Consider the following 24,608-nt stretch of genomic DNA (forward strand, 5'->3'; position numbering starts at 1 on the left):
TTGCAATTAAGAGATTACGCTGAAACTTAGGCTAACATGGCTAACATAGCCTAACATTCGTCTCATGCAACCGCTACCCCAGGACTTTTTGACCAAACTCGCTCGCCTCCATGAGCTTTCCCCGGAACAGGAAGAGGCATTTGTGGCACGTTTCAGTCGTCAGGGGGATGTAGACGCGATCGCGGAATCTCTTCATATCTCTCCGGGTGCCTTTCGCACTCGCATGAGTGGTGTCTATAAAAGGTTCAGCATTGGTGGTAAGAGTCCAAATAAGGTTCCGAAACTGAATCATTTTCTCATCCAGAAGTATCAAGCCTCGAATCCCACTTCAACTCCTCAGACTCCTACTCATGAGTTAGAGATTGATACCCTGGTGCAAGAAATACGCCAGAAAATCAAACCCAGCATTCAAAAGGATTGTGGCACAATGAAAGTGCTGGACATGACTCAACTTATTGGGTTGAAGGATATTTATACCAAAGTCAATATTCTAGAAAAAGTCATTGGGCGTAGGCGGTTAGGGATTAATGAATTGATGCAAGGTTGTAATCTAGACGTCGAAAGCTTTGACCGCCTAGGATTTGGAAAAGTAAAAGAGGAACGAATACCGGGACTAGAAGCCGTCCAAAAATATGACAAGTTGATGGTGTTAGGTAAACCGGGTGCGGGAAAAACAACGTTTCTCAACTATTTAGCGATTCAATGTACTAAATCTAAGGTTTTGACGGATAAAGTTCCTATTTTTATTACGCTTAAGCAATTTGCCGAAACTCAAAACCAGCCAAGTCTGACAACCTATATTAATCAAATATTCGATAACGGCAATGTTACAGAAAACCAAGTCTCTGCAATTCTTCAACACGGAAGAGGGTTAATTCTGCTGGATGGCTTAGATGAAGTTAGGGAAGAAGATGCTGATCGCGTCTTAACTCAGATTCAAGCCTTTACCGAAGACTATGATACTAACACCTTTATCATTACTTGTCGGATTGCTGCACGAGAGTATACCTTTGAAAAGTTCACAGACGTTGAGGTTGATGATTTTGACGATAAGCAGATTCGCACATTTGCTACCAAATGGTTTCAGGCTAAACAATCAGATTTAGCTGACTATTTTATAGAACAATTAGAAGATAACGAACCTATTAAAGAACTGGCAAGCAATCCACTGTTGTTGACGTTACTGTGTATAGAATTTGAAGATTCTGGAGAATTTCCAGCTAACCGTGCTGAATTGTACAGTCGAGCTATTCATACACTTTTGCGGAAATGGGATGCTAAACGGCGGATTGTACGAGAGCAGGTTTACAAGAAATTGTCAGTCCAGCGTAAAGAGGATTTATTGAGTGAAGTTGCTTTTGCTACCTTTGAGCAGGGAGAATATTTATTTAAGCAAAGAGATATTGAGCAGTATATTGCTGATTACATTCGCAATTTACCCGATGCTAAAACTGATCCAGATGCGTTGTTATTAGATAGTGAGGCAGTTTTAAAGTCGATTGAAGCCCAACATGGATTATTAGTCGAACGAGCCAGGGGTATTTATTCGTTTTCTCATCTGACGTTTCACGAGTATTTTACGGCAAAATGGTTTGTGTACCATGCTGATTGGCAAGGTTTAGTCGAGCATCTGACAGAGGTACGCTGGCGGGAAGTATTTATTATAGCCGTTGAGATGTCGCTAAATGCTAATGATTTGTTGATTTTAATGAAACAGCAAATTGATGCAATTATATTGGATGATGAACAGTTGTACCAGTATCTTCTAAGATGCGCCCCTAATAAAACCTTAAAAGGTGACGTTCAATACAATTCTTTAGTGGTTAGAGAATATTACGAGACTTGGACGTGGCTATTAAGTTTTAATAAAAATAAATGCTTCAACACTCCGCAGATAAATGTGCTGCGACGGTACTACCAAGCGAATAAACTACTAATGGATTGTTTGAATAGTAGTTGTGCAGTATCTCCAGAAGTGCGCCAAGAGATTGAAAAAAACTTACTATTACCCATCCCTGAAATTGAGAAGCGAAAATCCCACGCCAACTGAACTCAACCCCATCACCCATTCCCTAATCAAAACTCAATCCTACTCGCAGAACTCTCTAATTTCATTTGAATAGCACTGATTGAAAGTACGCCCCGACACCCGCCCGGAGTTCAAACTCCGGGCTAAAAGCTCAAGTCCACTAAAGTGGACTAAAACTCTTAATCCGAATGGTACTAACTTAACTCTAATAGATAGTGTCTATCCTATGACATAGCAAGAGTTCCGGCGATTCCAAAAGGCTTAAGTTAGTGCCATTATTCTTAGTCCAGTCAGCTTTAGCTGACTTTCGCTTTGAGCCTTGGGTTTAAACCCAAGGCGGTTGATGAGACTTACCCCCAAACCCCTCTGCGAACCTCTGCGCTTTCCCTCTGCGCCCCTCTGCGTTTCCCTTACTACCCGCAAGTAACCCCAATCAATCAACCAATCGCACATCCACCTGCTCCCCAGTTGTCAATCCGTACTCATAACCACTATGATTTAGCCGTAAGCGAAAACGCCAACGATACGTCAAATCAGATACAGCACCGAGAGAAATTTTATGGTAAGCGTTCACTGCCAACAATAAAGAGGACGAGAAGACAGTACCCTTTATCTATGCAACAGGCAGACAGAACAGAACAACCGCACTTGAAAAATTCTAACCTTAACTGCCAAAATGCCAGCAAACGCTTAGAGAGGAGACAACTAGAATGCTAGAAGCCTATCGCCAACACGTTGCAGAACGCGCCGAACTCGGCATTCCCCCCCTACCCCTAGACGCCAAGCAAACCACTGAACTGTGTGAACTGCTGAAAAACCCGCCACCGGGGGAAAAAGAAACCCTAATGCACCTAATTCGCGATCGCGTTCCTCCGGGTGTTGACGAAGCCGCCTATATCAAAGCAGGCTTCCTCACCGCCATTGCCAAAGGCGAAATCACCAGTCCCCTAATCAGTCACCAAGGCGCCGTAGACCTTTTGGGGACAATGGTAGGCGGTTACAACGTCCAATCCCTAGTCGATTTACTCAAATCCCCTGACAACCCCTTAGCATCAGAAGCCGCCGTCGAACTGAGTAAAATCACCTTGGTGTATGATACCTTCAACGATGTCCTCGCCCTCTCAGATGTCAATCCCTACGCCAAACAGGTCATTGATGCTTGGGCAGAAGCCGATTGGTTTATCCGCCGTGCTAAACTCCCCAAAGCCATCACCGTCACCGTATTCAAAGTACCGGGAGAAACCAACACCGATGATCTCTCCCCCGCCACCCACGCCACCACCCGCCCGGATATCCCCCTACACGCCTTGGCGATGCTAGAATCCCGGATGCCGGATGGGTTAGAAACCATTGCCAAGCTGAAAGAAAAAGGCTATCCTGTGGCTTACGTTGGGGATGTTGTCGGTACAGGTTCCTCCCGTAAATCAGCGATTAACTCCGTACTTTGGCATATTGGGGAAGATATTCCCTACGTTCCCAATAAACGCGCAGGCGGGTATATTTTAGGAAGTGCGATCGCGCCCATCTTCTTCAACACTGCCGAAGACTCCGGGGCATTACCCATCGAGTGCGATGTCACCCAGATGGAAACCGGAATGGTAATTACCATCCACCCCTACAAAGGCGAAATCACCAACGAAGCCGGAGAGGTCATTTCCACCTTTAAACTCAAACCCGAAACCATCCTCGATGAAGTCCGCGCCGGTGGGCGTATTCCCCTGTTAATCGGGCGGAGTCTCACCGATAAAACCCGTGAGGCTTTGGGATTAGCCCCCAGCACCCTCTTCACTCGTCCCACAATGCCAGAGGATAGTGATAAAGGCTTTACCTTGGCACAGAAAATGGTGGGCAAAGCCTGCGGATTACCCGGAGTGCGCCCCGGAACCTCCTGCGAACCCTTAATGACCACCGTTGGTTCCCAAGATACCACCGGTCCAATGACACGGGACGAACTCAAAGAACTCGCCTGTCTGGGATTCAGCGCCGATTTAGTCATGCAGAGTTTCTGCCATACCGCCGCCTATCCCAAACCCGTGGATATCACCACCCACAAAGAACTCCCCAACTTCTTCTCCACTCGCGGTGGTGTCGCCTTGCGTCCAGGGGATGGGATTATTCACTCCTGGTTAAACCGGATGTTATTACCCGATACCGTAGGCACCGGTGGCGACTCCCACACCCGATTCCCCCTAGGCATATCCTTCCCCGCCGGTTCTGGGTTAGTCGCATTTGCAGCGGCTTTGGGGGCTATGCCATTAGATATGCCCGAATCCGTATTAGTCCGGTTTACGGGTGAATTGCAACCGGGAGTCACCCTGCGGGATATTGTCAATGCGATTCCTTATGTAGCGATTCAACAAAGCAAATTAACCGTTGCTAAAGAGAATAAGAAAAACGTCTTCTCTGGACGGATTATGGAGATGGAAGGCTTACCCGATTTAAAAGTTGAACAAGCCTTTGAACTCACTGATGCCACAGCAGAACGGTCTTGTGCTGGCTCAACCATTAAGCTGGGTAAAGAAACGATTTCCGAGTATCTGCGTTCCAATATTGCTCTATTGAAAAATATGGCAGCGCGAGGCTATCAAGATGCTCGTACCATTATGCGCCGTGTGGCTAAAATGGAGCAATGGTTGGCAAATCCGGAGTTAATGTCTGCGGATGCCGATGCTGAGTATGCCGATATTATCGAAGTCAATTTGAACGAAATCACAGAACCCATTGTCGCCGCACCCAATGACCCAGATAATGTCAAATTAATGTCCGAATGTGCCGGAGACAAAATTGATGAGGTGTTTATTGGGTCTTGCATGACCAATATCGGACATTATCGCGCGGCTGCCAAAGTCTTAGAAGGTGCAGGAAAGGTAAAAGTGCGCCTCTGGATTTGTCCGCCTACCCGAATGGATGAAAAGCAACTGCGGGAAGAAGGGATTTATGATACCTTTGCCGCTGCGGATGCACGGACAGAAATGCCAGGATGTTCTCTATGTATGGGAAATCAGGCGCGAGTTGAAGATGAGGCGACGGTATTTTCAACCTCGACTCGAAATTTCAATAATCGCATGGGCAAAGGTGCGCGAGTGTATTTAGGTTCTGCGGAATTAGCCGCCGTTTGTGCGCTGTTGGGACGGATTCCCACAGTTGAGGAATATACGGCGATTGTGACGGAGAAATTGAATCCCTTTTCTGGTGATTTGTATCGGTATTTGAATTTCGATCAAATTGCTGGGTTTGAGGATGAAGGACGAGTGATTCCGTTGGAAGAAATGCCCAAGATTGAGGATATTTTGGGGATGCCGACAGCGGCGCGATAGGTAAAAAACCTAACCCCCTAACCCCCTTCCCTTCAAGGGAAGGGGGAACAAGCGATAAAGTAGTACATCGGCAATGTTAAAATTGTGGGTAAATTTTTTCTGGATAGCTACTCTCATAAGGGTTTGGCGAAAATACTTGACCAACGTTTTAACCTTGCCAGTGTAGTAGGGTGGGCAATGCCCACCTAAATTGTTGTTTAATTTTTATAAAGTATGCTATTGGAATTAAAGCGATTTAATATACCACCCGGTCATAAAGTCTTTCTAGAGGATGTAAGCTGGCAAGAATTTGAAACTATTTTAGAAGAGTTAGGAGAACATCGGGCGTCAAGAGTCGCCTATGAGAACGGACTATTAGAAATTATGACGCCCTTACCAGAGCATGAAACCAGGAAGCTCTTTATCAGTAACTTTATTGAAATTCTCCTGGAAGAACTAGATATTGATTTTTATCCGCTTGGTTCTACTACCTTTAAAAATGGGGATATGCTCAAAGGCATAGAACCCGATAACTGCTTTTATATTCAAAATGAAGCCGCAGTAAGAGGAAAAGAACGATTAGACTTATCCGTTGATCCCCCTCCAGACTTAGCTTTAGAGATAGATGTAACGTCTCGCACTCATCCGAGTATTTATGAAGCTTTAGGAGTGCCTGAGCTTTGGCGATTTGAGAAGGGCAAGTTACAGATTAATGTATTACAGGATGGGCAGTATATCGAGTCAGGGTTTAGTCCGATTTTTCCTAACCTACCACTTGTTGAGGTAATTCCCCAATATTTGAGCCAGGTAAAGACTGAGGGTAGGAATAAGACGATGAGAGCTTTTCGAGCTTGGGTACGGGAACAAATTACAGGAGCATAACATTTCAGTGGGTTGTTAAGGTAGGGAAAGATGAAGTCAAGGAGAAAACCATGCCTGAGCAAGACTTAAGTAATGTAGCCAACACACCAAGTACCGAAAGCAGTTCCCAAGAAGACAACTCTGCTGTAAGCGACAATCACGTTTTAGCCAAGCTCATTCTTGAAATTCAGCAAACGCCAGAAGAGTATTTACCGAACTTACTGCAAATCGTGCGCCTATTCCGTGAAAGCATCACCATGAAACCAGTGCGATCGCAGGCTTCAGTTAAGGCGATAGATGAAATAAAAAATCCTGATCCTGTAAAGAAATCAGTACGACAGATTGCGCTGAGTGAATTGCTTAGGCAATGGGAAGAAGAGGGAGATGAACAGGAGCAAACAGAAACTGCTGAAATTCTCCGTAAGGCACTAGAAGAAGATCCGGTATTTATCTAAACCATTCTATGAGCAGAATAGTATTGCTAGATTCTGGTCTTTTAGGAATGGTGACAACTCCTAAAGCTAAATCTCCTATATATCAAGAATGTAAACGTTGCTTTGATTCTTTGGAACCAAAGGGCTACACAGTAATATTGCCAGAAATCGCAGACTACGAAGTTCGGCGTGAATTGCTTCGCGCAGGTAAGGTGGCAGGTATCAGGCGACTAGATCAACTCAAAGCTGTACTTACCTACCATCCCATTACTACAGCAGTAATGCTCAAAGCGGCTGAACTTTGGGCAGAAGCACGAAGGAGAGGAAAACCAACGGCAGATTCCAAAGCACTCGATGGGGATGTGATTTTGGCGGCTCAGGCTATATTGGTGGAAGAGGAGGGGAATGATGTGATAGTTGCTACAACTAATGTGAGGCATCTGTCTCAGTTCGTTGATGCCCGTGAATGGCGACTAATTCAGTAATGTTTTTGTAAAGGTAGTGAAATATGGCATTTAAGTAGAAGTTTATCGAATTCGGATTCGAGAGTAAAAGCTTAACGCGATCGCGTTCTGTCTGCACGGGAACTGCGATTGCTGCGAATTAAAAATGAAGACGTGAGACAGAATATCCATAGTGTCTTAGGGCGTATTTCTCAAGTTTGTGGAGAAACATAACAACATCACCTCCCCTTATTCCCCTTTTAGATCTCCTTTAATGTTCCAAAAGTGACCAAAGAGAGTTATACTGATGAAGTCTGTGACAGGCGAGCTTCACGCCTTTATCGTCTTTCCATAAAGCGGTAAATCAGGCGACAAATAAAGAAGTAGCTGACTACAGGGCAGTAGATACACTCGTAACCAGTCATCCAAGAATGGAAGAAGGGATGGATGAAGTAGAATACGTTCGCAAGCACAATATTAAATATCTTTACCACATGACAGCTATCAGTAATCTTCGCTCCATATTAGAACATGGATTGCTGTCACACAAGGAAGCTCACCGCCTTGGATTAGTCATGATGGATATTTCTGATCCAGAAGTTCAAAGACGCAGAGATGATAAAAAAGATACTATTTATAATAGGTTTTTACATAATTATGTGCCTCTATACTTTTCTCCAAGAAATCCAATGCTGTACCGAAGAAGAGAGATACAGGAAAATATCGTGATTCTCGGGATTAAGCCTGATGTAATTTTTAAAGCTAATACTGTTTTCTCAGATGGCAATGCAGCATCGAAAGGCACAATTTTTTATAATGATGTAGCCATGCTTGATAATCTTCGTTGGAACATTATTAATGCCTTAAACTGGTCGGATTTTCCAGATGGAAGACGTATCAAGTGTGCTGAGGTGCTAGTATACCCTAAACTAGATGTTAAAAATATTGTTAGTATATTATGTTACTCAGGCAATCAACTTTCGACTATCCATGAAACTATAAAATATTTCCGGGCAATACCCCGTTCTCTTACTATTTCAGTACAGGTAAAACCAGAACTATTTTTCTGAGGATTTCCAATGATTAAGTACACTGACACTACCGTTTTTAATGTAGGAGTACAAACAATTGTCAACACAGTTAATTGTGTAGGTGTTATGGGAGCAGGACTGGCGCTGGAGTGTCAGTTACGCTTTCCAGAAATGTATCAGGATTATGTAGAACGCTGTAAGCGAAAAGCTGTCAAAGTTGGTAGACCCTATCTTTATCGGGGATATGGAACACCATGGATTATGAATTTTCCTACCAAAAACCATTGGAAATATCCGTCAAAAATTGAATGGATACAACAAGGATTATATTATTTTAGGCAAAACTATGATCGGGGTGGAATTACATCAATTGCATTTCCTAAACTAGGGTGTGAAAATGGTGGTCTTAATTGGAATGATGTGAAAGCTGTAATTGAAGCAACTCTCCAAGAGATTAACATAGATGTGTATATATGCCTTGATCAAGAATCAGAAGCCAGTGGAATAGAAGGCATTATGACCGACTTGGTGAATAATAAGCAGGATTGCTTCTGGATTTCTGCATTGGGAATTAGAGAGGACATTGCGACCAAAATATTAGATTCACTGCCTATCAGACGATTTCGAGAATTAAGAAGAATTGCGGGTGTGGGAAAGCAAACTTATAACGAAGTCTTCAAATTTTTGTATTCAATTGCTGTAAAATATAATTCTGAAGTGTATCAGGATACTGATGCACTAGAAAAAAATCAATCAATCGCTGATACATTTGAGGTAGTGCAAGTTGCCGCAAAAGAGCCTGTTATACACAATCAGGTTAATGGCGAAAATACCGAAACAGAGTGTACTATCTCGGCTCCGGAAGCCAAAACTAAGCTAGCGGTGGATACTAACCAACGCAATCACGTAATGTTCTTGCTTAAAGAGCGTCTAGGCTTAGAAGAAAGTGATTTATGTAAGCTGAAATGGTGTGAATTCAAAAATCATGAAGACAAAGAGCAAGTGACGTTATTTGGTAAAGTAATTCCAGCGTCATTATGGCAAGAAATTAAATCTATTCGTGGAGATTCAGAATTAAATGATCTAGTCTTTCGCAAGGGTACAGGGGGTCAGTTATCAACTTCATATGTTAAAAAAATTATGCGTGATGCAGCTAATAATACTGGAGAGCTTGATGTGAAGAGTTCTCAACAGCCAAAAGCTCCAACCAAAGAAACACAGCTAGAGCTTGATTTAGTTTACTGAAAATTATTTGAACTATAGGTGGCTATGAGAAAGGGTGACACTCTCTTTGCCTTTCACCCCCCATTTTTAAGGGCGCATCGCTATGCGCCCCTACGATGGTGTCAAGAGAATTAACTAGCGATCGCACTCACCCATCCAGAACATGCGATCGCCTCCCCTCATCCTCCAATAACCGCTTTTTGCGCCGTTGTTAGAGACACAGATACCGTTTCCTCATCCGGTTGCGGGTCAAATACCACGACAAACGACCCATGGGGTATAAGCTGACGCAGACACCCCAAGTGACCGTCCGCATCAGACCGACTGCGAAACCGACCCACGATAGTTCGTTGCATATTGGGTAGGAGTTGAGCGATCGCCCAGGGAGTTAGTCGCTCTCGGTAAGTGATTTGATTGAAATTGTATGGCATGATTAGATTATCCGTAAGGAACAAAGGAAAGGGCGTTAGTCAGTCTCTTGGCGGGGATGTACTAACGCTTTTTCTTTTCTGATTAAAGAGCAATACACAACATTTGTCAATTGTCAATACTTGACGCTAAGTTTTAACGCTACTTTAGTGGGAACATTCAGTCAAAGAGTCGATGCTAGAAGAAACACAGCCGTGATGTTTAGGAAGTGCGATCGCACCTTACCCTCCCAAACTCTAGGATTGAGACAGGGCGCGTAGGATGGAGTGTTCCCTACCTTACTGGTAGAAGCAAGATAAAATATCTACAAAGCAGCAAACCGCTACTATATGGTGCATCCCCTTCTCGACCAACGCGATATTTTGCAAGTCCTGTTCCATCCCAAACCGGATACAACGGGTAAGCCGCGATCGCCAAATATCTATCTCATTGACGTTGAAGTCGAACCGAGACTCTTTCTCAGAGGACGATTGTACCCAGCCGCCAGCAATTCGCCGGCTATTCTATTTTTTCATGGCAACGGTGAGATTGCGGCTGAATACGATAGCATCGCCAAAATTTTCACTGTCTTGGGCATTACCATGATGGTGATTGACTATCGGGGCTATGGTAAAAGTGATGGGACATCCACCGCCTCTAATCTCCTGGCTGATTCCCTCAAGGTATTCGCTGCTTTTGGTAAAATCTTAACGGCGCATCAACTGTTTCCCCAACGACTTTACGTGATGGGGCGCAGCCTGGGTAGTGTCCCCGCCATTGCTGTTGCCGATCGCGCTCAAGATAAATTAGCCGGACTGATTATTGATAGTGGCTTTGCCGATACCTTCGCCCTGCTCAAACGCCTTAGCTGGCGGGGTAGAGGTAATGAGGATGAGCGTTTGGGATTTGGTAATACCGAAAAAATCAGCCGCATTTCTATACCAACGTTGATTATTCATGGTGAGAAAGATTCCTTAATTCCTCTCCAACAAGGAGAAAAACTATACAACTCTTGTGCCGCCCCAAATAAGCAGTTGATCCGGATTAAAAATGCCGGTCACAACACCTTGATCCGCATGGGGGTGTGGCAATACTTTGAAGCGATCCAGAAATTTGTCCTCGGTAAATTAGTTTTAGACGAAGCCTCACTATTGCAGTTACTATTACGTCCCCGCCTGAATAATCAGATTACGCCCCTCGAACTCTACCCAGTGGCTGTCGCTGTTGACTCTCAGGTCAAAGTTCGAGGAATCCTCTACCCAGCAGCAACTGATGCACCTGTTATTCTCTATTTCCCTAATATTAATGAGTTAGCCGCCGATTGTAATTCTATTGCCAAGTTATATCGGCGGATTGGAGTCACACTGCTGGTTTTTGATTACCGGGGTAATGGTGCCAGCGAGGGTCAAGCAACAGTGAATAATGTGTTAACTGATGCGGTAACTATCTTTAATCAGGTTGGTGATATTTTGCAGTCAAAAGGGCTTTCCCAAGAGCGACTCTATGTTCTAGGGCGAAGTTTGGGAAGTGCCGCCGCGATCGAAGTGTCAAGGCAAGCCGAAACTCAACTGGCGGGGTTAATTATTGAAAGTGGTTTTGCCCAGCAGTTTCCTCAATTGTCTTATCTGAATACCTCGGCGGGAGAAGTAGGGGTGAATGGCGATATTTTTGGCAATCTGCGGAAGATGGGAGAAATCACTATCCCAACTCTAATTATTCATGGAAGAAAAGATACAGTAATTCCCGTTGCTGAAGGGCAAGAACTCTACTACTACTGTGCGGCACAAGACAAAAAGCTGGTGCTGATTGAAAATGCGGGTCACAATATCAGAATCTCTCTGGAACACAACCAGTTTTTTCATGCCATTCAGAGATTTGTCGGCAATTCAGAGCAATAATGGGTAGGTCAAAAAAATAGAGGCACGGCATTGCCGTACCCCTACTTGAAACCAGAAGCGCTAACGCACAGGTGGCGGAACCTCTAACCCCACGCGATCGCGTCTAATTCTACCTCTAACCCTAGGCGATTCCTATGTCTATTGATTCTATTTCATCACTTATAGTTTTAATCCAAGTATGAACTTTATCAATCCCAAAACCGACTACGCCTTCAAGAAAATATTTGGTTCTGCTGAAAGTAAAGACATTCTGATCAGTTTTCTGAATGCCTTGATTTATGACGGTAACCCTACCATTGAAGACCTAGACATCATCAATCCCAATTTACCGCCAAAAATTGAAGGATTAAAAGACACGTATCTCGATGTTAAAGCAAAACTCAACAACGGCACCTTGGTGATCATCGAAATGCAAGTCCTGAATGTGCAATCCTTTGGCAAGAGAGTCTTATTCAACGCCGCCAAAACCTATGCCTTTCAACTGCAAAAGGGAGAAGGCTACCGAATGCTTAAACCCGTTATCGCTCTAACCCTAACAGATTTTGAGATGTTTCCCCATCGCCATTCGTTTACCTCTCGCTTCGTTTATCGAGAAGTATCCGATGGTTACGTGTATCCCGAAAACGATATTGAACTGGTGTTCATTGAATTGCCAAAGTTTACCAAAGACATCGAACAACTGGAAACCATTACTGATAAATGGATTTACTTTATCAAATCAGCACGCTCTCTTGATCAGGTTCCCACCAATATGGACAACATTCCGGAACTTCACCGAGCCTTTGAAATCGCCAACCAAGCTAACCTCAGCCGTGATGAACTCGAAGATTTTGAGCGTCGAGAAATGTTTATTTATGATCAGCAAGGAGCGGTTGCTCTCGGTCGCGAAGAAGGGATGCAACAAGGGATACAACAAGGTCGAGAAGAAGAAAAACGTACAATTGCGGAGAAATTAATCCCTCAAATGGATGATGAAGCAATAGCTGCAACAACAGGATTAAATCTAGAAACTGTGCGAGAGTTGCGCGAGGAAATTCAGTAAATCTTGAGTTTGTATAAACAAAGTGTAAGTTGGAGGGGCGACCCGTTTGCATTAATTAACAACTTTACTCCACATAATTTACTATGGTCACCCTTTTCTCTTAGGCTAGCAAGAACTGTCAAAAAAATAGAGGTACGGTAATACCGTACCCCTACCTCAAATTCAACCCAGCAGCGCTAACGCACCGGAGGCGGAACCTCTAACCCCACGCGATCGCGTCCTCCAATTTTCGGCGCTACCATCGATACTGTAGGCGGATTTCCTTCAGCCAACGTCGGTACCGAACCGCGCAACCGGGCGGTTAACTGCTGCGTCGTCGAGTCATACATCTGCGTGACTAGCTTGGGATACAAGCCAATGCCAATAATCGGCACCAGCAAACAAGCGATAATAAACACCTCACGCGGTTCCGCATCCTGCAAAACCTCGTGTTCCACCAGTTCCTTATTTTCCGAACCGTAGAAGATTTCCCGCAGATTTGACAGCAGATAAATCGGCGTGAGAATTACTCCAACGGCTGCCAAAAAGACCACGATTACCTTAAATGTGGAATTGTAGGCATCCGAGGTAGCAAATCCGACAAACACCATTAACTCTGCCACAAAGCCACTCATCCCCGGTAACGCCAGAGACGCCATGGAACAAGTCGTCCACATGGCAAAAATCTTCCGCATCCGTTGACCCACGCCCCCCATTTCATCCAACATCAGGGTATGGGTTCGGTCATAGGTTGCCCCGACTAAGAAGAACAGACTCGCACCAATTAAACCGTGGGACACCATTTGCAACACCGCCCCACTCAAACCCAAGTCGGTAAATGAGCCAATCCCGATTAAGACAAAGCCCATGTGGGAAATCGAGGAATAGGCAATCTTGCGCTTGAGATTACGTTGGGCAAAAGAGGTTAATGCCGCATAAACGATATTCACCACCCCCAAAATTACCAACACTGGGGCAAAATAGGCATGGGCATCGGGTAACATCCCGGCATTCATGCGAATTAGGGCATATCCGCCCATCTTCAACAGAATCCCCGCTAGCAACATGTGAACCGGGGCGGTGGCTTCTCCATGGGCATCGGGTAACCAAGTATGTAAGGGGAAAATCGGTAACTTCACCCCATAAGAAATCAGAAACGCCGCATACAGCAACAGTTCCAGATTTAGGGCATAATCCTTTAAAGCTAGCGATCGCATATCAAAGGTGACAGTATCCCCATAGAATGCCATCGCCAACGCCGCGATCAAAATAAACAGCGATCCTCCTGCCGTATACAGAATAAACTTCGTTGCCGCATACAGCCGCTTTTTGCCGCCCCAAATCGAAAGCAGCAAATAAACCGGAATTAACTCCAGTTCCCACGCTAGGAAAAACAACAGCATATCCTGAACCGCAAACACGGCAATCTGACCGCCGTACATTGCCAGCATCAGGAAGTAAAACAGCTTAGGCTTCAGGGTTACGGGCCAAGCCGCGAGGATTGCCAACGTCGTCATAAACCCCGTTAACAATACCAAAGGCATCGATAAGCCATCCACCCCTACCGACCAATTCAAGTCTAGGGTGGGCACCCAAGCATACTTCTCAACCAGTTGCAGTCCCGGATTGGCAAAATCATACTTTGTGACGAAGGCACAAACTATCAACGTAAAATCAATCAGCCCAATAATCAGGGCATACCAGCGTTCCCAGACGCCATTCTTCTCCGGCAATAATGGAATGCCGACAGAAGCGACGATGGGAAACAGAATAATTACAGTTAACCAAGGAAAATCAGTCATTAGTTCATGGTTCATGGTTCATAGTTTATGGTTTATTGTTCATAGTGTATGGTTAGAACTCAAAACCCGGTTCCCTCAAAGGTCGTGAAGGGTCAAAACCATGCCCTCAAAGGTCGTGAAGGGTCAAGTCAGGGCGGGTGCGATTCACATTTGTTGTGAGGTAAGAAACGATAGGAGTCAAACCCGCCCCTACCAAATTATCAAGACAACCCAGAAACAATCACAAAACCGAGAACTGCCCCAAAGACAATTAGCGCATAGAATTGAGCGCGACCGTTTTCGAGATATTTGAGTCCTTCACCACTGATCAGGGCAACTAAACCGGTTAAATTAACCGCACCATCGACCACACGGTAGTCTACTTCCATCACCTGGCGGGCTAGGCGACGACTTCCCTGTACGAACAGCCGATTATAAAGATCATCGAAATACCACTTGTTGAGAGAAAACTTGTAAAGCGGTGTAAAGTTTTTCGCGATCGCGGCGGGGTCAATTTGACGCATCCGGTACATCAGCGATGCTACGGTAATGCCAATTAGGGCAATCCCCACTGAGGAACCTGCCATAACCACAAACTCACTCCAGTTAAACGCCGCTTCATGACTCACCACTTCCGCCACGGTTTCTCCAGGGGCGTGGATAAATTCCTCAAAGTAGTTGTCAAAGGGCATCCCCACCAGACCAATCAGCGTTGAGGGGACAGCGAGTAACAGTAAGGGTAAGGTCATGGTTAAAGGGGATTCATGGGGAGACTCACTATGCCCATGGTCATGATCCTCAGCCTCTAATTCCCGCCTATCCATGGCACCAGGTCCAAAAGCGGGTGCAGGTTCAGCCACTGCCCCTTTAATTTGCTCCTTAATACTGGTGATATTACCTCGGAAATCGCCCTCAAAGGTCATGAAATACATGCGGAACATATAGAAGGCAGTAAGTCCAGCCGTCAGCCAACCGACAACCCACAGTCCTGGAGAAGCGTTAAAGGCACTGCCTAAGATTTCATCCTTTGACCAGAATCCAGCAAAGGGAGGAATCCCAGAAATTGCCAGAGTGCCAATTAAAAACGTCAGGGAGGTAATCGGCATATACTTCCGCAATCCTCCCATCAGCCGCATATCTTGGGCTAAATCCGGATCATGACCGACCACGGCTTCCATACCATGAATCACAGAACCGGAACAGAGGAAGAGCATGGCTTTAAAATAAGCGTGGGTCATCAGGTGGAATAACCCGGCACTGTATGCCCCAATCCCCATTGCCATGACCATGTAGCCCAACTGGGAGATGGTTGAATAAGCCAGACCCTTTTTGATGTCATTTTGGGTCAGGGCGATGGTTGCCCCTAAAAAGGCGGTAAATCCTCCCGTCCAGGCAATAACTGTCATCGCCACAGGGATATTTTCAAACACGGGGTACATGCGGGCAATCAGAAATACCCCAGCCGCAACCATAGTGGCGGCGTGAATCAGTGCGGAAATTGGGGTAGGACCTTCCATCGCGTCAGGAAGCCAAACATGCAAGGGAAATTGAGCAGATTTGGCAACCGGTCCTAAAAAGACTAATACGGCAAACAGGGCGGCGAGTCCGGTGCTAATATAACCGGATTCGACAAAGGCTTCCAGGTGGGCGCCCATGACATCAAACTCGAAGCTACCGGTTGCCCAGTACAGCCCCAGAATACCCAAAAGGAGACCAAAGTCCCCCACCCGGTTAACGACAAAGGCTTTTTGACAAGCATCGGCGGCGGCTTTGCGATCGTACCAGAATCCGATGAGTAGGTACGAACACATGCCCACCAGTTCCCAGAAAATATAAACCTGTATTAGGTTGGGACTAATCACCAGACCCAACATCGAGGAACTAAACAGGCTCAAATAGGCATAGAAGCGCACATAACCGGGGTCGTGTGCCATGTAGCCGTCGGTATACACCATGACCAGAAATGCGACGGTAGTAACGACGACTAACATCAACGCCGTTAGGTTGTCGATGGTGTAACCCATCATTAGGTGGAAATTCCCTGCCGCCGCCCATTCCAGGGTACGGGTAAACGGTTCATGTCCGTGAAATTGACTCCAGAATATGGCAAACGACAGCACCATCGCCGCCCCCAGCAGGGAGACGACGAACACGGAGGATAACTTCCGTAGCTGATTTGTGGTTTTGTTGAATGAGATAAGCCCTAAGCCGACTAGCATTGCCCCTGCCAAGGGCAAGACCGGGATCAACCAGGCATATTGATAAAGCGATTCCATGGAAGACAGCTTACTTTAGATTTCTTTACTATTTTGACAAACCGTTAACAACTGTGACATATACCTATACAAAAAGAAAGTTGGCTCGGTGTGAGCCAACCTCAAGTAGAAATACTTATTCTATAAGGAAACTCTTGGGTTGATTAATTTTACTGATAGTGATACCTCAAAAACACGAATAGTTCAGTGCAGCGACCTTCAAATAACCACCCGTTAACCATAAGCCAAAAAGCAGATACCATAAACTTTACAGCATTGGAGCCTTCTGCCCTGGAACCTTCTGCCTTCTGCTTTTACTAGGCGGCTGATTGAGTTGCACTCTCTAAGGCGGTATGAGTTAAACTTTGCCCCATGGATGCTGAAAACTGTGATTGACTGTTCCCGATCAGGTTTTGAATCGCTAAGCGCAAGTCATCTCGTCCTTGAAAGCCTTCTAGTCGCTCCACTAACTGACCGTTCTCAAATAAGAGCAAGGTGGGTAAAGATTTGAGTTGATAGGCACTGGCAAGCCTAAGACTATTATCCGCATTCACCCGCACGACTTCAATCTGATCGCTCCATTCCTGCTGTACGTCCTCCAACATTGGCTGGATTAGGCGACACAGCCCACACCAAGGTGCCCAAAAATCAACCAGAACCATCTTGGAGTTTTCTAAAACGTATTGCTTAAACGTCTGCTCGTTCACCGACAACACCATGATCCCTCGAATTCTATTGGATTTTTACTCTAGCCTTGGGATCATGCTACATCGAATTGGGATTATTTGAACAATAAATCTACTAATTTTACCAATTTATTTGGGCAGTTGCTCGCATGAGTAGGGGATGCGCCCACCATAACAAGCCGACAAAGCCGATTACGCCTAGATAGGCGGGACGGATAAATTCATCCCATTTCAGGGTTTGGCGTCCTTGAATCAGAGCAAGGAAAGGAAAAACCGAGGTACGCTCTTTGACGGACTCAAAGGCTTCACCATAGCGCTTGGAAAGCCGTTGATCCCCATGCCAAACCCCAAAGCAATGGTGCAAAATTAATCCCACCGAGGTGAGTAGGGTGAAGCTGGTGCCAATCCAGAGGGTGTGAGCAATACACCAGATCACCTGTCCCACCATTTGCGGATGTCGGGTAATGCGAATAATCCCGGTTTCGTAGAGGTGAACTTGGGGTTTCTGGATAGCGGCGATTTCTAACAGGTTGAATGTCGCTGGGTACAGAAACAAAAAAGAAAGCGCCGAAAGCCACCAGACTAGGGGCTTGATCCCCGGAATTCCCTGCACCTGCCACAATTGAATCCCATCATAGCGGTGGTTGAAAAAGTAAATAATTAATACAACGGCAAGAGATAGGCTAACCAGAGCAAATAAAATTCGATAGAACCTCGCGCCAATGCGTTGTTCAGCCCAAGGTCGCAGTGCGGCTAGACCACTATGCGCGATCGCAAACCCCAAAAGTAGTCCAGCCATTACCCAATGACTGGATGTCACGTTAGTCAAGACCCCCATAAATCCTGATGTTGATTCATTGCACAATTCATCCTAGCAAGAATACTCAAAGAGTTGATCCCGTGTTGTGTTACTGTCGATTTCAGGCAGAGGTTTACATGTTCGTTTTTGGCAATCCAATTCATCGTTGACGTTAAATCCCATCTTCAACCCCCCTGGGATTGCCTGTTATTGCTCCTTTTTTGATGGTTTAGCTCCTATGTCTGACCTTCCTTTCACTCTCGATCAACTCCGCATTCTCAAAGCTATCGCTTCTGAGGGGAGTTTCAAACGTGCTGCTGATAGTTTGTACGTTTCCCAACCGGCTGTGAGTTTACAAGTGCAAAACTTGGAACGACAGCTTGATGTTCCCTTATTTGACCGAGGCGGGCGTCGCGCTCAATTGACAGAAGCCGGACACTTACTCCTAAGCTACGGTGAAAAAATCCTCACTCTTTGTCAGGAAACCTGTCGGGCGATTGAAGATTTACAGAATCTCCAGGGTGGAACGCTGATTGTGGGCGCCTCTCAAACCACGGGAACCTATCTCTTACCTCGGATGATTGGCTTGTTTCGACAGAAGTATCCCGATGTTTCAGTACAATTACAAGTCCACTCGACTCGCCGTACCTCTTGGTCTGTTTCCAATGGACAGGTCGATTTAGCCATCATTGGCGGTGAAGTACCCACGGAACTTCAAGAAACGCTACATATTATGCCCTATTCGGAAGACGAGTTGGCGCTCATTCTACCCGTCTTTCACCCCCTGGCAAAGGTGGGAACGGTGCATAAGGAGGACTTGTATAAGTTACAATTTATTGCCCTCGACTCCCAATCTACGATTCGTAAGGTAATTGACCACGTTCTCACGCGCTGCGATATTGATACCCGACGCCTGAAGATTGAGATGGAACTCAACTCAATTGAGGCAATTAAAAACGCGGTGCAATCTGGATTAGGGGCGGCTTTTGTGTCTATTTCAGCCATCGAAAAAGAATTGCAAATGGGTGTCTTGTACCGAGCAACGATAGAAGGCGTTGTGGTGAAGCGAATGTTGTCTTTAATCGTCAATCCCCATCGCTACCGTTCCAAAGCCGCCGAAGCATTCAGCCGGGAAATTTTGCCGCAGTTTGCGCCTCCAGGATGGCAAGAAAATCCACCCTCCTCAGCGCCAATAACGGCTCCTAAACTGAATTCGGCATCATCTCAACCTGCATCGTCTCAACCAACAGGTTAAGGACAGTTGAGCGAAGCGTTTGCGGTTGAAATTGCCAGAGTGTAGAGGTGTGAGAGTGCAGAAGTAAGAGCTACCTGTAGGGGTACAACATGTCTACCTGTAGGGGTACGACATGTCGTACCCCTACTAGGACTAGATTCGCCGCGTATGTTCTGATTGATCAATGGATAATTAATAATTGATAATTGACAATTGATTAATTGGGTCTAAGACCTCTTCGTTTACGAAGAAATCAAAAAAGATTTTCCTTAATTTCAATCCTCTTCTTTTAAGAAGAGGTCATTATCCATTCTTCATTATCCATTGTCAATTTGTGAATCAAGGCTATGAACAACGCGATTCAGAGGGAAACCATACGCCATTTTGTTTTGCGATCGCGTATAGTCTAAGATCGTACTATATCTCCCAGTAGCATGAATGTTGCAATTATCGGTTGCGGTTATGTCGGTAAAGCCGTTGCACACCACTGGCGTCAAGACTTGGGCTTAACTGTCACCGCAACCACAACCACTCCTGAGAAAGTGCCAACCCTAGAAAAAATTGCCCAGCGCGTTGTTGTGGTTAAAGGCAATGACGCAGAGGGGTTAAAATCAGTGGTGCAAAACCAGGATACTATTCTTTTAAGTGTAGGTGCATCTAGTGCTAATGCTTATCAAGACGCTTATCTAGAAACGGCGAAAACTCTAGTTTCTGTTCTCAAAGATACTCCAACAGTCACTCAATTAATTTATACAAGTAGCTATTCGGTTTATGGTGATCAAGGGGGAGATTGGATCACAGAAGAGTCTCCAGTTCAGCCAAGCACTCCAAATGGTAATATTTTAGCCGAAACTGAACAGGTATTGCTATCAGCCGCTTATTCAAATTTACAAGTTTGTATTCTCCGCCTAGGTGGAATTTACGGAGTGAATCGGGAATTAGTGAAGATATTTGGTCGATCTGCAGGAACCACTCGTCCAGGTAAGGGAGAGGATATCACCAATTGGATTCATCTGGATGATATTGTGGGAGCGATTGAATTTGCCCGTTCCCATCATCTGCAAGGGATTTATAACTTAGTCGATGATGCACGATTACCGTCACGGGAATTACTGGATCGATTGTTTGAGACGCACAATCTAGCCAAGGTATCCTGGGATACATCTGTATCCAGCATTCGTCCCTACAATGCGCGAGTGTCAAATCAAAAGATTAAAGTGGCTGGGTATCAGTTCATTCATCCAGAGATTATGTTCTAATTACCTGGCTCTTAAGAGTTTCCCGCTAACGCTAACGCAACGCTTTCGCTACCGCAACACTTTCCCATGACAGGTTAGAACGCAACTTGGTATTAAGTGCGATCGCTCTCAAGCTCAAGATAGATGATTATGGCGTGGATTGGAGTAATCCTGATAGAGGAAAAGCACAGAGAGTGAATCAAATGGCTTGTCTGCTATATGTTATAGAACTCCGTGAGTTGTTAATCTGGATCTGATACCCAGTGCGATCGCATCCAGACAAATTCTACAACCTCATGGTCAGTCCCAATACCGTCGTTTTACCCCAACCTCAACCTCACGTCATCCAGGGAACTTATCCCTTAAGTGTCGCGCCGATGATGGATCGAACAGATCGCCATTTTCGGTATTTTATGCGCCAGATTACCCGCCGCACTCTCCTCTATACCGAGATGGTTACCAGTGCAGCTATTATACATGGCGATCGCGAACACCTGTTGGGTTTTTCCTCCCAAGAGAAACCCTTGGTGTTGCAAGTGGGGGGAGATAATCCCCTAGAACTCGCCGAATGCGCCCGAATTGCCCAAGGGATGGGGTATGACCAGATTAATCTTAACGTAGGATGTCCGAGCGATCGCGTACAAAATGGTAACTTTGGTGCTTGTCTGATGGCGCAACCGGAACGGGTAGCGCGGGGGGTGGAAGCGATGATTAAGGCGGTTAAAATACCTGTTACCGTCAAGCATCGGATTGGTATTGATGAGTGCGATCGCTATGAGGATATGGCAAACTTTGTCAGTATTGTCTCAGCAGCCGGATGTCAGCATTTTAGCGTTCATGCGCGGAAAGCTTGGTTACAGGGATTAAGTCCCAAGGAAAATCGCACGGTTCCCCCTTTACGGTATAGTGACGTGCATCGCCTCAAGCAAGAATTTCCCCAGTTATTTATTGAAATTAACGGGGGATTTACCAGTTTAGAACAGGTACAGGAACAATTAAAATTTGTCGATGCGGTAATGATTGGACGCGCCGCTTACGATCACCCTTATCTGTTTGCTCAAGCCGATTGTCAGATATTTGGGGAGGAACGTATACCCCCCAATCGCCATCAGGTTGCGGAAGGGATGTTAGATTATATTGATCATTGGGTGGCAAAAGGATTGAAGCTGAATAAAATTACCCGCCATATCCTACAATTATTTTCCGGACAACCTGGGAGTCGTGCTTGGAAGCGACATTTAACCGAAAAATCTTGTATTCTGGGTGCAGGTTCTGAGGTGGTGCGGGAAGCCTTGGCAAAAGTACCTGACTTGTCCCTGAGTGTTAGATGAAACTGAAAGAGATTGTTAATCGTCTGGCTATTGATCCGCGTAAGCTAACAGAGTACGCTCTGAATCCAGATAATCCCGTAGGCAAAGACAAAGCGATAGTATTTCAAAATCGTTTAGGATTTAGTAAAGATAACTACAATTCACTGTTAGAGCAAATCTCCCATCAAGCACTTGATGCCGAGGTCATACTGGGTCGCAATGATCAACATGGTCAGCGCTATAGTGTAGATATTTTAATTCTTGGAACAGAAGGTCAGCAAGAGATTGTTCGGACAGGCTGGATTGTAGAACCTAATAGTGATTCAGCGAGATTAGTAACGCTTTACGTGAGGAAAAGCCCATGATTGAACCCGAGTTATTTGATGGAATTAAGTTACTGGTAAATTTGCCTGAACACAATCTTTCCTCTGGTATGCAAGGGGCGATTGTAGAATGTTACTCCGATAAGGCTTATGAGGTAGAATTTACCAATCCGGATGGTGAATCCATCGCATTGTGTACACTGTCACCTGAGCAATTTATTGTGGTATGGAAAGCAAAGACTAAAACCTGGCTATCAGTAGCAGAACAAGTGGCGGCGATCGTAAATCGCCTGTCTGAGGAACGCCGACAGGAAGTGTTAGATTTTGCTCACTTTTTGTGTCAGCGGTAGTTACGGGATAAATTGAGTAAATTCTCCAAAATATTCATGTTATCCTAAAGTTTTAGTATTCCACCGAGTAACAGATTCATTGCACTGAATCTTGGCAAAATCAAAAAGTTAAACTGTATTGGCTTGGCTACTCAAAAATAAGGATTTCCACTCATACCAAATCCGGGTTAACCATCCCCTTTATAACCTACTCCTTGTCAAGCGGACGCAAGGGTCAGTGTAACAGCGATTTTAATCGCCGTGACAAAAGGGGGGAACTCAAAAAGTTAGGGGAATCCCCCAAGTCTGACACCTTCCCCTAACAGGTTATTCGGGATGCTCAAAAACGTCCAGCCTCTACATCGCTCAGTTTGCTTAAGGAAAGTTCTGCAAACTATTCTGAACTTAACAGAAGCGATTAGAGTTGCGCCAGGGACGTTATCTATGAATACTCAGGCTTATATAATACTAAACCTAATTATTTTGGCAACCGTATTGAGTCACCCTGTAATCTACATTCAAAGTCATCAACATTTCCTGATGTCAATATTTTCCCATAAAGCAAGACAAAATTCATTATTGACACAAAAAAAACAGTTAGAGGAACCGCCGCTAAATCCAGGTTCTCCTGATGAACGGGTGCCAGCAGGAACCCACAAGAGCGATAGTTTGGCTGTTGTGCAGACAAGGAAGGATTTGGTCAGGGTGGAATACGAACCTACTCCACCAAAAGAGGACAGACCTGGCGGTAGTCGGTGGATTGCTATTTAAACCCCGTCTAGATTATAAACTGAAATCAATCTTATGGGAGAGGCAAATGAAGCCGAAATTATTTAGCAAAAATAATTCGAGACTTCTATCTCAAATCTATATAATTCGATAGAAAGCTTGAACCCGATCGCCTTGTTAACCTGATTACAGTGGTGTTGCAGAGGTTCACAGCAATAGAGACCTCTCGCACCGGATGAAAATAACATAACAGGAGGATATTATATGTCTGCGACAGGATTACCAGCATTTGACACCACCGTTCAAAAAACAAATACTTAGGTCAATGATGTAGCCGCAGAACTAGGTTGGGAGGACAAACAGAGAGCCTTCCAGGGATTGCGCGTCACCTTGCACGCTTTTCGCGATCGATTGATAGTATAAGTCCGTGCGTAATGTAATTATAAATAGCTGAATTGAGGACTGATAGTTTATGCAAATTCCATTAGAGATTTCCTACCGGGATGTGCCAAAAACCGAAGCGTTAGAGGCATTAGTGCGGGAAAAAGTCGGTAAGTTGGAGCAGGTTTGCGACCACCTTAATAGTTGCCGCATTGCGATTGAACAGGCACACAAAAACCCCAATAGCGGTTCCCCCTATCGGGTACGAATTGATATGACAGTACCACCAGGTCACGAACTTGCTGTGGTCGAAAATCCCGGACAAGGAAACCAGTATCAGCCTGTAGAAACCGTAGTGCGTAACGCCTTTGAGTCGGCACGCCGCCAGCTTATCGAACTCACCGAACGGCAACAGAATAAAGTCAAGTCTCATCCTACTCAGGAAATGACGGCAATAGTTACTAAGTTATTTCCAGAAGAAGGGTACGGCTTTCTTAAAAGCCTGGAGGGTCAGGAAGTCTATTTCCACCGTAATAGTGTCCTCCATGATGACTTTGACCGCTTAGGAATCGGTACAGGCGTCCACTTTTTTGCCGAGGAAGGCGAACAGGGACTGCAAGCCAGTACTGTGCAGATTGTGAACAAGCCGGGTGAGCGTATTTCCAAAGTTGATGAATTGGAAATTGAACAGCCCCTCGGTTGGAGCCAATAGATTAGCACTTGTGTAGGGGCGGGTTTCACGATTATCACAACAGATGCGACTAAACCCGCCCTGACCGATGTGTTCCAGACTTGCAACGGTAAACCCGCGAAGGCGGGTTTTGTTTGTGTAGCTGCGGTTACCCTACGGGAAGCCGCTCCGCGTCTACAACCGCCCCATCTTAAAGGATGTTTCCTC

The 24,608-nt window shown here is 45.3% G+C and carries 22 protein-coding genes; 16 read left to right on the forward strand and 6 right to left on the reverse strand.

Features of this window, described 5'->3' with window-relative positions; translation table 11 throughout:
* Positions 1-64: 64 nt before the first annotated feature.
* Positions 65-2,050: an NACHT domain-containing protein gene (locus RID09_RS04740; RefSeq protein ID WP_446334801.1), complete on the forward strand. Its 1,986-nt coding sequence runs from the start codon at positions 65-67 to the stop codon at positions 2,048-2,050.
* Positions 2,051-2,462: 412 nt separating this feature from the next.
* Here RID09_RS04740 and RID09_RS04745 read toward each other — a convergent pair whose 3' ends face one another.
* Complete coding sequence (locus tag RID09_RS04745) at positions 2,463-2,603, reverse strand: hypothetical protein (protein WP_446334802.1); 141 nt, start codon at positions 2,601-2,603, stop codon at positions 2,463-2,465.
* A gap of 136 nt (positions 2,604-2,739) precedes the next feature.
* Here RID09_RS04745 and acnB point away from each other — a divergent pair, with 136 nt between their 5' ends.
* The 6 genes from acnB (at position 2,740) to RID09_RS04775 (ending at position 9,339) form a co-directional block, all read left to right on the forward strand.
* Complete coding sequence (gene acnB, locus RID09_RS04750; protein ID WP_446334803.1) at positions 2,740-5,346, forward strand: bifunctional aconitate hydratase 2/2-methylisocitrate dehydratase; 2,607 nt, start codon at positions 2,740-2,742, stop codon at positions 5,344-5,346.
* A gap of 213 nt (positions 5,347-5,559) precedes the next feature.
* Positions 5,560-6,207 carry a Uma2 family endonuclease gene (locus RID09_RS04755; protein WP_446334804.1) on the forward strand — a complete coding sequence of 216 codons (648 nt, stop codon included), beginning with the start codon at positions 5,560-5,562 and terminating at the stop codon, positions 6,205-6,207.
* Positions 6,208-6,257: 50 nt separating this feature from the next.
* The gene (locus tag RID09_RS04760; RefSeq protein ID WP_446334805.1) at positions 6,258-6,641 is read left to right on the forward strand and encodes a hypothetical protein; all 384 of its coding nucleotides are present in this window, start codon (positions 6,258-6,260) and stop codon (positions 6,639-6,641) included.
* An 8-nt stretch (positions 6,642-6,649) separates the two neighbouring features.
* Positions 6,650-7,105, forward strand: a complete 456-nt coding sequence (locus RID09_RS04765) for a nucleic acid-binding protein (protein ID WP_446334806.1) — start codon at positions 6,650-6,652, stop codon at positions 7,103-7,105.
* Positions 7,106-7,494: 389 nt separating this feature from the next.
* Positions 7,495-8,133, forward strand: a complete 639-nt coding sequence (locus RID09_RS04770; protein ID WP_446334807.1) for a DUF4433 domain-containing protein — start codon at positions 7,495-7,497, stop codon at positions 8,131-8,133.
* A 9-nt stretch (positions 8,134-8,142) separates the two neighbouring features.
* Positions 8,143-9,339, forward strand: coding sequence for a macro domain-containing protein (locus RID09_RS04775; RefSeq protein WP_446334808.1), 1,197 nt, complete (start codon positions 8,143-8,145; stop codon positions 9,337-9,339).
* A 158-nt stretch (positions 9,340-9,497) separates the two neighbouring features.
* Here RID09_RS04775 and RID09_RS04780 read toward each other — a convergent pair whose 3' ends face one another.
* Positions 9,498-9,749 carry a hypothetical protein gene (locus tag RID09_RS04780; RefSeq protein WP_446334809.1) on the reverse strand — a complete coding sequence of 84 codons (252 nt, stop codon included), beginning with the start codon at positions 9,747-9,749 and terminating at the stop codon, positions 9,498-9,500.
* A gap of 327 nt (positions 9,750-10,076) precedes the next feature.
* Here RID09_RS04780 and RID09_RS04785 point away from each other — a divergent pair, with 327 nt between their 5' ends.
* A complete protein-coding gene (locus tag RID09_RS04785; protein WP_446334810.1) occupies positions 10,077-11,624 on the forward strand; it encodes an alpha/beta hydrolase in 1,548 nt (515 codons plus the stop codon).
* Positions 11,625-11,802: 178 nt separating this feature from the next.
* Positions 11,803-12,666 (forward strand): Rpn family recombination-promoting nuclease/putative transposase, encoded by an 864-nt coding sequence (locus tag RID09_RS04790; RefSeq protein WP_446334811.1) that lies wholly within the window; start codon positions 11,803-11,805, stop codon positions 12,664-12,666.
* Positions 12,667-12,842: 176 nt separating this feature from the next.
* Here RID09_RS04790 and RID09_RS04795 read toward each other — a convergent pair whose 3' ends face one another.
* From RID09_RS04795 to RID09_RS04810, 4 genes are all read right to left on the reverse strand, one after another.
* Positions 12,843-14,447, reverse strand: coding sequence for an NAD(P)H-quinone oxidoreductase subunit 4 (locus tag RID09_RS04795; RefSeq protein WP_446334923.1), 1,605 nt, complete (start codon positions 14,445-14,447; stop codon positions 12,843-12,845).
* 200 nt (positions 14,448-14,647) lie between these two features.
* A complete protein-coding gene (locus tag RID09_RS04800; protein WP_446334812.1) occupies positions 14,648-16,702 on the reverse strand; it encodes an NAD(P)H-quinone oxidoreductase subunit 5 in 2,055 nt (684 codons plus the stop codon).
* A 296-nt stretch (positions 16,703-16,998) separates the two neighbouring features.
* Positions 16,999-17,400, reverse strand: coding sequence for a thioredoxin (trxA, locus tag RID09_RS04805; RefSeq protein ID WP_446334813.1), 402 nt, complete (start codon positions 17,398-17,400; stop codon positions 16,999-17,001).
* Positions 17,401-17,488: 88 nt separating this feature from the next.
* The gene (locus RID09_RS04810; protein WP_446334814.1) at positions 17,489-18,166 is read right to left on the reverse strand and encodes an NnrU family protein; all 678 of its coding nucleotides are present in this window, start codon (positions 18,164-18,166) and stop codon (positions 17,489-17,491) included.
* A 238-nt stretch (positions 18,167-18,404) separates the two neighbouring features.
* On the opposite strand from RID09_RS04810, the gene RID09_RS04815 reads away from it, so the two are divergent.
* From RID09_RS04815 to RID09_RS04845, 7 genes are all read left to right on the forward strand, one after another.
* Positions 18,405-19,421 carry a LysR substrate-binding domain-containing protein gene (locus RID09_RS04815; RefSeq protein ID WP_446334815.1) on the forward strand — a complete coding sequence of 339 codons (1,017 nt, stop codon included), beginning with the start codon at positions 18,405-18,407 and terminating at the stop codon, positions 19,419-19,421.
* Positions 19,422-19,834: 413 nt separating this feature from the next.
* The gene (locus RID09_RS04820; RefSeq protein ID WP_446334816.1) at positions 19,835-20,659 is read left to right on the forward strand and encodes an SDR family oxidoreductase; all 825 of its coding nucleotides are present in this window, start codon (positions 19,835-19,837) and stop codon (positions 20,657-20,659) included.
* A gap of 275 nt (positions 20,660-20,934) precedes the next feature.
* Complete coding sequence (gene dusA, locus RID09_RS04825; RefSeq protein WP_446334817.1) at positions 20,935-21,969, forward strand: tRNA dihydrouridine(20/20a) synthase DusA; 1,035 nt, start codon at positions 20,935-20,937, stop codon at positions 21,967-21,969.
* On the forward strand, positions 21,966-22,313 hold the full coding sequence (locus RID09_RS04830; protein ID WP_446334818.1) for a DUF6883 domain-containing protein: 348 nt from the start codon (positions 21,966-21,968) through the stop codon (positions 22,311-22,313). Before dusA ends, RID09_RS04830 begins: the two co-directional genes overlap by 4 nt.
* Entirely contained in the window at positions 22,310-22,621 is a 312-nt protein-coding gene (locus RID09_RS04835) for a DUF4926 domain-containing protein (protein WP_446334819.1), read from the forward strand. The genes RID09_RS04830 and RID09_RS04835 overlap by 4 nt, the downstream gene beginning before the upstream one ends.
* Before the next feature lie 423 nt (positions 22,622-23,044).
* Positions 23,045-23,371: a hypothetical protein gene (locus RID09_RS04840; protein ID WP_446334820.1), complete on the forward strand. Its 327-nt coding sequence runs from the start codon at positions 23,045-23,047 to the stop codon at positions 23,369-23,371.
* A gap of 430 nt (positions 23,372-23,801) precedes the next feature.
* On the forward strand, positions 23,802-24,422 hold the full coding sequence (locus tag RID09_RS04845; RefSeq protein WP_446334821.1) for an HPF/RaiA family ribosome-associated protein: 621 nt from the start codon (positions 23,802-23,804) through the stop codon (positions 24,420-24,422).
* Positions 24,423-24,608: the final 186 nt, after the last annotated feature.

It is taken from the genome of Coleofasciculus sp. G1-WW12-02, assembly GCF_040219735.1.
In the GTDB taxonomy this organism is placed as follows: Bacteria; Cyanobacteriota; Cyanobacteriia; order Cyanobacteriales; family Coleofasciculaceae; genus Coleofasciculus.

Excerpts from the sequence above, each read along its gene's own strand:
- RID09_RS04740 (WP_446334801.1), top strand. The coding sequence starts at position 65 with ATGCAACCGCTACCCCAGGACTTTTTGACCAAACTCGCTCGCCTCCAT.
- acnB (WP_446334803.1), top strand. The coding sequence starts at position 2,740 with ATGCTAGAAGCCTATCGCCAACACGTTGCAGAACGCGCCGAACTCGGC.
- RID09_RS04755 (WP_446334804.1), top strand. The coding sequence starts at position 5,560 with ATGCTATTGGAATTAAAGCGATTTAATATACCACCCGGTCATAAAGTC.
- RID09_RS04760 (WP_446334805.1), top strand. The coding sequence starts at position 6,258 with ATGCCTGAGCAAGACTTAAGTAATGTAGCCAACACACCAAGTACCGAA.
- RID09_RS04765 (WP_446334806.1), top strand. The coding sequence starts at position 6,650 with ATGAGCAGAATAGTATTGCTAGATTCTGGTCTTTTAGGAATGGTGACA.
- RID09_RS04770 (WP_446334807.1), top strand. The coding sequence starts at position 7,495 with ATGGAAGAAGGGATGGATGAAGTAGAATACGTTCGCAAGCACAATATT.
- RID09_RS04775 (WP_446334808.1), top strand. The coding sequence starts at position 8,143 with ATGATTAAGTACACTGACACTACCGTTTTTAATGTAGGAGTACAAACA.
- RID09_RS04780 (WP_446334809.1), bottom strand. The coding sequence starts at position 9,749 with ATGCCATACAATTTCAATCAAATCACTTACCGAGAGCGACTAACTCCC.
- RID09_RS04785 (WP_446334810.1), top strand. The coding sequence starts at position 10,077 with ATGGTGCATCCCCTTCTCGACCAACGCGATATTTTGCAAGTCCTGTTC.
- RID09_RS04790 (WP_446334811.1), top strand. The coding sequence starts at position 11,803 with ATGAACTTTATCAATCCCAAAACCGACTACGCCTTCAAGAAAATATTT.
- RID09_RS04795 (WP_446334923.1), bottom strand. The coding sequence starts at position 14,447 with ATGACTGATTTTCCTTGGTTAACTGTAATTATTCTGTTTCCCATCGTC.
- RID09_RS04800 (WP_446334812.1), bottom strand. The coding sequence starts at position 16,702 with ATGGAATCGCTTTATCAATATGCCTGGTTGATCCCGGTCTTGCCCTTG.
- trxA (WP_446334813.1), bottom strand. The coding sequence starts at position 17,400 with ATGGTGTTGTCGGTGAACGAGCAGACGTTTAAGCAATACGTTTTAGAA.
- RID09_RS04810 (WP_446334814.1), bottom strand. The coding sequence starts at position 18,166 with ATGGCTGGACTACTTTTGGGGTTTGCGATCGCGCATAGTGGTCTAGCC.
- RID09_RS04815 (WP_446334815.1), top strand. The coding sequence starts at position 18,405 with ATGTCTGACCTTCCTTTCACTCTCGATCAACTCCGCATTCTCAAAGCT.
- RID09_RS04820 (WP_446334816.1), top strand. The coding sequence starts at position 19,835 with ATGAATGTTGCAATTATCGGTTGCGGTTATGTCGGTAAAGCCGTTGCA.
- dusA (WP_446334817.1), top strand. The coding sequence starts at position 20,935 with ATGGTCAGTCCCAATACCGTCGTTTTACCCCAACCTCAACCTCACGTC.
- RID09_RS04830 (WP_446334818.1), top strand. The coding sequence starts at position 21,966 with ATGAAACTGAAAGAGATTGTTAATCGTCTGGCTATTGATCCGCGTAAG.
- RID09_RS04835 (WP_446334819.1), top strand. The coding sequence starts at position 22,310 with ATGATTGAACCCGAGTTATTTGATGGAATTAAGTTACTGGTAAATTTG.
- RID09_RS04840 (WP_446334820.1), top strand. The coding sequence starts at position 23,045 with ATGAATACTCAGGCTTATATAATACTAAACCTAATTATTTTGGCAACC.
- RID09_RS04845 (WP_446334821.1), top strand. The coding sequence starts at position 23,802 with ATGCAAATTCCATTAGAGATTTCCTACCGGGATGTGCCAAAAACCGAA.